The sequence below is a fragment of the Pseudotabrizicola sp. 4114 genome, assembly GCF_031457365.1.
Lineage (GTDB): Bacteria > Pseudomonadota > Alphaproteobacteria > Rhodobacterales > Rhodobacteraceae > Pseudotabrizicola.
On sequence record NZ_JAVDWP010000015.1, the window covers coordinates 54,117 to 62,325 of the forward strand.

The window sequence follows — 8,209 nt, forward strand, 5'->3', positions numbered from 1 at the left end:
CAGATGGAAAAGCGCCCCGCCTCATTCTACATCCTCGGCACGTTCTTTGCCCTGTTCATGCTGTTCCTTTACGGCCCCACCATCACGATCGCGATCCTGTCGTTTCAGGGCCCAGAGGGCGGGCTGACCTTCCCGATGCGTGGCATGTCGCTGAACTGGTTCCGCGAGTTGTTCATGGAGCAGGCGGTCGGCGACATCTGGGGCAGTTTCCGGCGGTCTCTGACCCTTGGCCTGATGGTCATGGTGACGACGGTTGTCGTGTCGGTCATGGCGGGGCTGGCGTTTCGGCGGCGGTTTCCGGGATCTACCGTGCTGTTCTATCTGGTAATCGGCGCGCTGGTCATACCGTCGATCCTCGTCTCTTTGGGGGTCGGCTTGTTGTTTGACCGCACGGGTATTGGCAGCCACTGGGCCACCTCGGCCTTTGGCGCGCAACTGACATGGACGCTGCCCTTTGGCATCCTGATCATGTTTGCGGTCTTCAACCGCTTCAACCCGGCATACGAAGAGGCCGCCCGCGATCAGGGGGCCAGCACATGGCAGGTGTTTGCCCATGTTGTCCTGCCACTGATCGCCCCCGCGCTGGTAGGTGTCGCGCTTTTTGGCTTTACCCTTAGCTATGACGAGATTGCCCGCACGATCCTTGTTTCCGGCAGCCGCAACACCCTTCCTTTGGAAATCTGGGGAATGACAACAAACGTCACCTCGCCTGTGCTTTATGCCCTTGGCACGTTGACCACGATCTTTTCCCTGACGCTCGTGGGGTTGGTGATCCTGTCGGTCACCATCATGCAACGGCGGCGGGCGCGGCATGGGTCAGACGCAGGAAGCGGGACGATGTGATGCGGATTGTCGTGATCAATCCCAATTCCACCGTGTCGATGACCGAAAAGGCCGCCGTTGCCGCCCGCAACGCCGCACCGGGCGCGATCATCGAAGGCATCACTTGCCACAATTCCCCCCCTGCCATTCAGGGGCCGGAAGATGACGCCATCTGCCGCCCCTTCGTGCTGGCCGAGGTTGATCGTGCCGCTGCGGCGGGGGCGGATGCCATCATCATCGCCTGCTTTGACGACCCCGCACTGGACGATGCCCGCGCACGGGTGTCGATCCCTGTGCTGGGCATTGGCGAGGCGGGGTTTCATGCCGCAATGATGCTGGGCGGGCGGTTTTCCATTGTCACCACCCTGCCCGTCGCCATTCCGATCCTGGAAGAAAACCTGTCCCATTACGGGCTTGCGGCCGCTTGTGTCCGGGTACGTGCGGCAGGGGTCGAAGTGCTGGAGTTAGAGGATGAAACCTCGGGCGCGGTGCCCAAGGTGTCCGCCGAAATCGGTCGCGCCAAAGCCGAAGACGGCGTTGGTGCCATCGTTCTTGGCTGCGCCGGCATGGCCGACCTCGCAGCCAAGCTTGAGGCCGAACACGGCCTCAAGGTGATCGACGGCGTTGGGGCTGCGGCTGCCTTTGCCGCAGCGCTGATCAACCTGAGGAGGGGATGATGACAAGGCATCTGATCACGGCATCCGCGCAGATGGGGCCGATTGCAAAATCGGAAACCCGCAAGGATACGGTAGGCCGCTTGCTGGAGATGATGCGCGAGGCGCACGGGCGCGGCGCCAAGCTGGTGGTCTTTACCGAAATGGCGCTAACCACCTTTTTCCCGCGCTGGATGATCGAGGATGAGGCCGAGCTTGACAGCTACTATGAAACCGCCATGCCCTCGCCCGCCACGCAACCCCTGTTCGATGAGGCGGCAAAGCTGGGGATAGGCTTTTATCTCGGCTATGCCGAACTGGTTGTCGAAGGCGGCATCAAGCACCGCTACAACACCGCAATCCTTGTCGATCAAACCGGCAAGATCGTTGGTAAATATCGCAAGGTCCACCTGCCCGGCTGGGCCGAACCCCTGCCAAACCGCGCCTTTCAGCATCTGGAAAAGCGCTATTTCGAACCCGGCGATCTGGGCTTTCCGGTCTGGCGCACGATGGGCGGCATCATGGGCATGGCAATCTGCAATGACCGCCGCTGGCCAGAAACCTACCGCGTGATGGGCCTGCAAGGGGTCGAGATGGTCATGCTGGGCTACAACACTCCCTTCGGCCATCTGAACACCCAACCGATGGACAGCCTGACCTTGTTTCACAACCACCTGTCCCTTCAGGCCGGGGCCTATCAGAACGCAACATGGGTCGTCGGCACCGCAAAATGCGGGAACGAGGAGGGCTCGTCCATGGGCGGTCAATCCGTGATCGTGGCGCCATCGGGCGAGATCGTCGCACAAGCCGTGACCGTCGAGGATGAGGTGATCACCGCGAAATGTGACCTCGATATGGGCCGCATCTACAAGGAAACCATTTTCAATTTTGCCCTGCACCGTCGGCCCGAGGCCTATAGCCTCATCACCGAACGTGCCGGGGCCATTCTGCCGGAGTAAGCCCATGTCCACTGTCATCAAAGGCGGCACTGTCGTCACCCATGATCTGACCTACAAGGCCGATGTTCTGATCGAAGGGGGCATTATCACCGCCATTGGGCCGGACCTTGCTGGCGATACGGTTATCGACGCGGAAGGTGCCTATGTCATGCCCGGCGGCATTGATCCGCACACCCATCTGGAGATGCCCTTCATGGGCACCTCGACCGCCGAAACATGGGAAAGCGGCACCTTTGCTGCGGCCTCTGGCGGCACAACGATGATCGTGGATCACATCATTTCTTCGCCGAACGATCTTCTTGGCCCGCTCGCGCTGTGGGAGGAACGCGCTGCACGGCAGGCCAGCATCGACTATGGCTTTCACATGTCCATCACCGGATGGTCGCAGGAAATCTGGTCGCAGATGGCAGAATGCGTTGACCGGGGCGTGAACACCTTCAAACACTTCATGGCCTACAAGGGCGCATTGATGGTGAACGATGACGAGATGTTCGCCAGCTTTACCCGTTGCCGCGAACTGGGTGCCATCCCCTTCGTCCATGCCGAGAACGGGGATCTGATCGCGGGACTGCAGCAGAAATTCCTTGCCGAGGGCAACCGTGGCCCCGAAGCCCACGCCTATTCCCGCCCGGCAACGGTGGAAGGTGAGGCCACGAACCGCGCCATCATGATTGCTGATGCCGTGGGCGTGCCGGTCTATATCGTCCATACCTCATCGGAAGAGGCCCACGAAGCCATTCGTCGCTGGAAACAGGCAGGCACGCGCGTCTGGGGAGAGCCGTTGGTCCAGCACCTTCTTCTGGACGAAAGCGAATACGCAAACCCGGACTGGGACTATGCTGCCCAGCGTGTGATGTCGCCCCCCTTCCGCGACAAGCGCCATCAGGACAGCCTGTGGGCGGGACTTGCTGCGGGAACCTTGTCGGTCGTCGCGACAGATCACTGCGCCTTTACCACTAAACAAAAACAGATGGGCCGGGGTGATTTCACCAAGATCCCGAACGGGACCGGCGGGCTTGAGGACAGGCTTTCGCTGCTGTGGACCTATGGCGTGGCCACAGGCCGGATCACGATGAACGAATTCGTCGCCGTCACCTCGACCAACATCGCACAGATCCTGAACATCTACCCGAAGAAAGGCGCGATTGCCGTGGGCGCGGATGCCGACATCGTTGTGTTTGACCCAAAGGCCAGCAAGACGATTCAGGCCGCCACCCAGAAATCTGCAATCGATTACAACGTGTTCGAAGGCTTTACCGTGACCGGCCTGCCCCGCTTTACCCTTTCGCGCGGCACAGTTCTGTGGGGGCCAAACGGTGGCCTGCCGCAGCCCGGCCATGGCCAGCACGTGAAACGCACAGCCAACCCACCCATCAGCCGCGCCTATTCGCAATGGCGCGACCTGATCGCACCCCGCCCAGTTATCCGCGACGAAAACCTGATGCCCATCGGAGTCTAGGGAGGACCCGCCATGCCCAAGAAAATCATGTGTGCCTTTGGCACCGACATCGACTCCGTCGCAGGCTGGATCGGCAGCTATGGCGGCGGCGACAGCCCGTCAGACATCCAACGCGGCATCTTCGCAACCGAGGTCGGCATCCCCCGCCTGTTGCGGATGTTCAAGAAATACGATCTGAAAACCAGCTTCTTCATTCCCGGCCATTCACTGGAAACCTTTCCCAAGGAAATGGAGATGATCGTCAAGGACGGGCACGAGGTGGGCGCGCACGGCTATCTGCACGAAAACCCCATCGCCATGACCCCCACGCAGGAAGAGGATGTTCTGGTCAAATCCATCGACCTGATCAAAGACCTGACCGGAAAGGCACCTCGCGGCTACGTGGCGCCATGGTGGGAGATGTCGAATTCCACCGCCGCGCTGCTGCTGAAGCACGGTTTTGAGTACGACCACTCCCAAGGCTACCGCGATTTCCAACCCTTTTATGCGCGGGTAGGTGATAGCTGGAACACCATCGACTATTCTAAAACTGCCGCCGAATGGATGCATCCGCTGAAGCATGGCAAAGAAATCGACTTGGTGGACATCGCCGCCAACTGGTATGTCGATGACCTGCCGCCGATGATGTTCATGAAAAAGGCCCCCAACAGCCACGGCTTCGTCAACCCTCGCGATATTGAGGAGATGTGGCGCGATCAGTTCGACTGGGTTTACCGCGAGATGGATTATGCCGTGTTCGCCTTCACCATCCACCCTGATGTGGCGGGCCGCCCTCAGGTCTTGCTGATGCTGGAACGGCTGATCGAGTACATCAGCAAACACTTCGGCGTCGAATGGCTGCCGTTCGAGGATATCGTGCGTGACTTCCGCACGCGTTATCCCTTTGCAGGCGCCGCCCGTCCCGAGGTGGTCTGATGTGCAACGCCTGCGGCTTTCCGGCGCGCGCGGGCCACTGGACGGACGCAGGATTGGACAGCCCGCATGACCGCCTGCGCGCCCGGTTCCGCCGCGCGCAGGTACTGGCAAGGGTGCTGCGCCCTTACGGCCTTACGGCCCATGATAATGGCGTGACAGATGGTGTGATCCTGTCCACCCTTGCGGGCGCAAGCGCCATCGTGACCGACCCCGCACAGCTTTGGCCAACGGTCGAACGCCTTGCAGGCCGCGCTTTCGACCCCTTGGCCGGATGACTGACAACCGCCTGCCCTTGGCAATCCTTGGCGGCTGGCTCGGCGCGGGCAAGACGACATGGCTGCGCCATCAGTTGCACGCAGGATTGCAGGCGCATGTCATCGTGAACGAGGCAGCAGAGGTGGCCGTTGACGACGCCCTGCTGTCGCAGGCACATGGCGTGACCGTATTGGCCGGGGGCTGTGCATGCTGCAGCGGGCGCGATGATCTCGTCGCAGCGCTGCACAGCTTGGCCGACCAGCGCACTGCGGGCGCAGCGATACCCGAAGTCATTCTTGAAACCAGCGGTCTGGCCGACCCTGCCGCGATCATCACGGCGATCGCAGACGATCCGATCCTTGTGCGACATTTTCGTCTGACTGACACCACCGTTCTGGTCGATGCCGTAAATGGCGCAGCCGAACTTGCCGCCGGATCAATGGCCATCCAGCAGATCCGCGCAGCATCGGCCTTGATCCTGACCAAGACCGATGCCGCACCACCAACCGCCACTGCCCGCCTTGCTGCAACCCTTGCCGTGCTGAACCCCTTGGCAAGCCTGTCGGCCAGTGTGGCAGGCGTTGCCGTACCGCTTCCGGCGTTGACCGCAGCCCCGCTGCCCTTGGCGCAGACCACGCGTGCGGTCACTGCCGTCACCCTGCCCATTCCAAGGGGTGCAGACTGGGCCAGCCTGTCCCTGTGGCTGTCGGCCTTGCTGCACGCCCATGGCGACAGGCTGATCCGGCTGAAGGGCGTGGTCCAGACCCCTGGCGGGCGCTTGCTGATCCAGACGGTGCGACAGACCGTGCAACCTCCCGAAATACTGCCCACTGATCATGGCACCGATGACGTGCTGGCCGTCATCGGCGAAAGCCCTGACGTGGCAGCACTTCAGGCATCCCTCGCGCGGTTTCTGGCCTGAAGCGCGCTTAGTCGGCAACCCGCAGGATCAGCTTTCCAGCAGTCTGCCGACTGGTCAGCGCGGCAAACATTGCCTCGGCATCTTGCAGCGCATAGCTGCCCGCAATCGGCACCTGCAGCTTGCCCGCCATGATTGCTCCCACGACGGCATCGACACCCTGCAGCCATGCGTCACTGCGATTGTCCAGATGCCCGATGTGAAGCCGGGTAAAGGTCAGGGACTTTTGCACCAGCCGCTCCCACAGGTTGGGCAGCGGCTTGCCCTCGGCCTCACCGTAGCTGACGACATGGCCCATACGGCGGATACAGTCAAAGGACCGGTCAAGGATCGTAGCCCCAGTTGAGTCGATCACCTTGTCAACTCCCCTACCACCGGTCACCTCATTGCAAACGCTGACAAAGTCTTCAGCCCCACGGTTCACTAAATGGTCCGCGCCAAAGGCCAGCGCCTTGGCCTCTTTCCCCGCCGTGCCAACCGTCCCGATCACCACCGCCCCCGCCATCTTTGCAAGCTGGGCCAGTTGCAACCCAACCCCGCCGCCAATGGCGTGGATCAGTAAAGTGTCTCCGGGTTGCGTCTTGCTTACCGTGTGCAAAAGGTGCCAGGCCGTCAGCGACTGAATGTAAAAGGTCGCCCCGGTATCAAAGCTCATTGCATCCGGCAGGCGGATCAGGCGCTCTTCCGGCACGTCGCACAGTTCTGCAAACCCGCCAGCGTCTTCGGAAAACCCCGCAATCCGGTCACCGGGCGCATAGCCAGTGACACCCTCGCCACAGACCTCGATCACACCTGACAGCTCCAGCCCCGCCACCAGTGGATAGCCTTTGGGGTGCGGATACACCCCCTGCCGCATCATAAGATCGGCAAAGTTGAGGCCCGCCCGATGCACACGAACCAGAACACGCCCCGGCCCTGCCACAGGTTCAGCCACGTCACGCAACAAAGGGGCAAAGGTCATGGCCCCCGGTGGATCAAAGACAATCGCCTGCATTTGGATCATGCTCTCCAAAATTTGTCCTGTATTGCACCAGATCGCCGCATCATCCTGCGCAAATCACCAAAATGCCGCACGGCTGTATTGTGCAGGTTGTGCGGCCAGTGTTCAGATTTCAGCCTAGGACGGATTTATGCAGAACTCAAAGCCATGCTGGCCCCAACCTGAAAAACTGGCAAAGCACTCTTCATTATGCCCAGGAAATAGACATCCGCGACCTAACTGCCAATGCGTGTTGCGCATTCGGGCCCGCAATGGGAAACCGATGCCGAACTCCTTTGACGAATTCGCAAGCAGCGGGCTGTATCGTGGTGTTGGACTGCAGCCCATTTCCGCACTTTACAAGGAACACGAACGATATGCTGACAATAACGGCTGCAGGCTTCACTTTCGCAGCCCGGTTTGAAACTGCTGATGCCCCCAAGACCGTAGCCGCTTTCCGCGAACGCATGCCTTTTGAGGGAAAAATCGTACATGTCCGCTGGAGCGGTGAAGGCGTCTGGGTCCCGCTTGGTGATATGGATTTTGGCGTAGGATACGAGAACCATACCAGTCATCCAGCCCCGGGCCATATGCTGCTTTATCCGGGCGGAATAAGTGAAACCGAAGTGATCATCGCTTACGGAGGTGTGGATTTCTCGTCGAAGATGGGTCAGCTTGCCGGAAATCACTTTATCACGCTGACAAGTGGTCTTGAGAACTTACCCGAACTTGGTCGCCGTGTCCTTTGGGAAGGTGCACAGCCAATCAGGTTCCGCATGGATTGACTGATCCGAGGTCGAGGCGACGTTTTGCTGATAAGTTGCGAATGGAATCCCGCGCGGCAGGGCGCAAGTGCTTTACCAGCACTTATGTTTCGCGAGACATTCTGGAGACGAACGCTTTTGTCTGCGAGCTAGATAAGAGCTTCTTGTTGAAGCTGTTTCAGAAGGTCATCCGGCACTAGGTCCAAGAATTTCAGATTAACTCAGCGCCCCAAAACGCAAAAAGCCCCATGGGTTACAGGGGGACTCGTCAAACGTTGATGTGGCGTTGAGGTAAAACGGCGCTTGCTATACACAAGTATTTTTGTCGGATTCCAAGCCTCTGTTATCCAACGGTTTTTTGGTTGCGGGGGCAGGATTTGAACCTGCGGCCTTCAGGTTATGAGCCTGACGAGCTACCGGGCTGCTCCACCCCGCGTCCGGCCCGAGGGCAATATTTGCGATCGGGTATTTGTATCGTATTGAG

The 8,209-nt window shown here is 60.0% G+C and carries 9 protein-coding genes and 1 tRNA gene; 8 read left to right on the forward strand and 2 right to left on the reverse strand.

Features of this window, described 5'->3' with window-relative positions:
• The first annotated feature begins 3 nt into the window (after positions 1-3).
• The 7 genes from J2X53_RS20155 to J2X53_RS20185 are packed head-to-tail and all read left to right on the forward strand — an operon-like array spanning position 4 to position 5,985.
• Entirely contained in the window at positions 4-843 is an 840-nt protein-coding gene (locus J2X53_RS20155) for an ABC transporter permease (RefSeq protein WP_349039289.1), read from the forward strand.
• A complete protein-coding gene (locus tag J2X53_RS20160) occupies positions 843-1,499 on the forward strand; it encodes an aspartate/glutamate racemase family protein (RefSeq protein WP_349039290.1) in 657 nt (218 codons plus the stop codon). Before J2X53_RS20155 ends, J2X53_RS20160 begins: the two co-directional genes overlap by 1 nt.
• Positions 1,499-2,434 carry an N-carbamoyl-D-amino-acid hydrolase gene (locus J2X53_RS20165; protein WP_349039291.1) on the forward strand — a complete coding sequence of 312 codons (936 nt, stop codon included), beginning with the start codon at positions 1,499-1,501 and terminating at the stop codon, positions 2,432-2,434. Before J2X53_RS20160 ends, J2X53_RS20165 begins: the two co-directional genes overlap by 1 nt.
• Positions 2,435-2,438: 4 nt before the next feature.
• Entirely contained in the window at positions 2,439-3,893 is a 1,455-nt protein-coding gene (gene hydA, locus J2X53_RS20170) for a dihydropyrimidinase (protein WP_349039292.1), read from the forward strand.
• Between the two features lie 12 nt (positions 3,894-3,905).
• Positions 3,906-4,808, forward strand: coding sequence for a polysaccharide deacetylase (locus J2X53_RS20175; RefSeq protein WP_349039293.1), 903 nt, complete (start codon positions 3,906-3,908; stop codon positions 4,806-4,808).
• The gene (locus J2X53_RS20180) at positions 4,808-5,083 is read left to right on the forward strand and encodes a hypothetical protein (RefSeq protein WP_349039294.1); all 276 of its coding nucleotides are present in this window, start codon (positions 4,808-4,810) and stop codon (positions 5,081-5,083) included. The genes J2X53_RS20175 and J2X53_RS20180 overlap by 1 nt, the downstream gene beginning before the upstream one ends.
• Positions 5,080-5,985, forward strand: a complete 906-nt coding sequence (locus tag J2X53_RS20185; RefSeq protein WP_349039295.1) for a GTP-binding protein — start codon at positions 5,080-5,082, stop codon at positions 5,983-5,985. The genes J2X53_RS20180 and J2X53_RS20185 overlap by 4 nt, the downstream gene beginning before the upstream one ends.
• A gap of 7 nt (positions 5,986-5,992) precedes the next feature.
• Here the strand turns inward: J2X53_RS20185 and J2X53_RS20190 are convergent, their stop codons facing one another.
• Complete coding sequence (locus J2X53_RS20190) at positions 5,993-6,985, reverse strand: zinc-binding dehydrogenase (protein ID WP_349039296.1); 993 nt, start codon at positions 6,983-6,985, stop codon at positions 5,993-5,995.
• Positions 6,986-7,338: 353 nt separating this feature from the next.
• Here J2X53_RS20190 and J2X53_RS20195 point away from each other — a divergent pair, with 353 nt between their 5' ends.
• Entirely contained in the window at positions 7,339-7,746 is a 408-nt protein-coding gene (locus J2X53_RS20195) for a DUF3830 family protein (protein WP_349039297.1), read from the forward strand.
• A gap of 338 nt (positions 7,747-8,084) precedes the next feature.
• Here the strand turns inward: J2X53_RS20195 and J2X53_RS20200 are convergent.
• Positions 8,085-8,161 (reverse strand) — tRNA-Met (locus tag J2X53_RS20200).
• Positions 8,162-8,209: the final 48 nt, after the last annotated feature.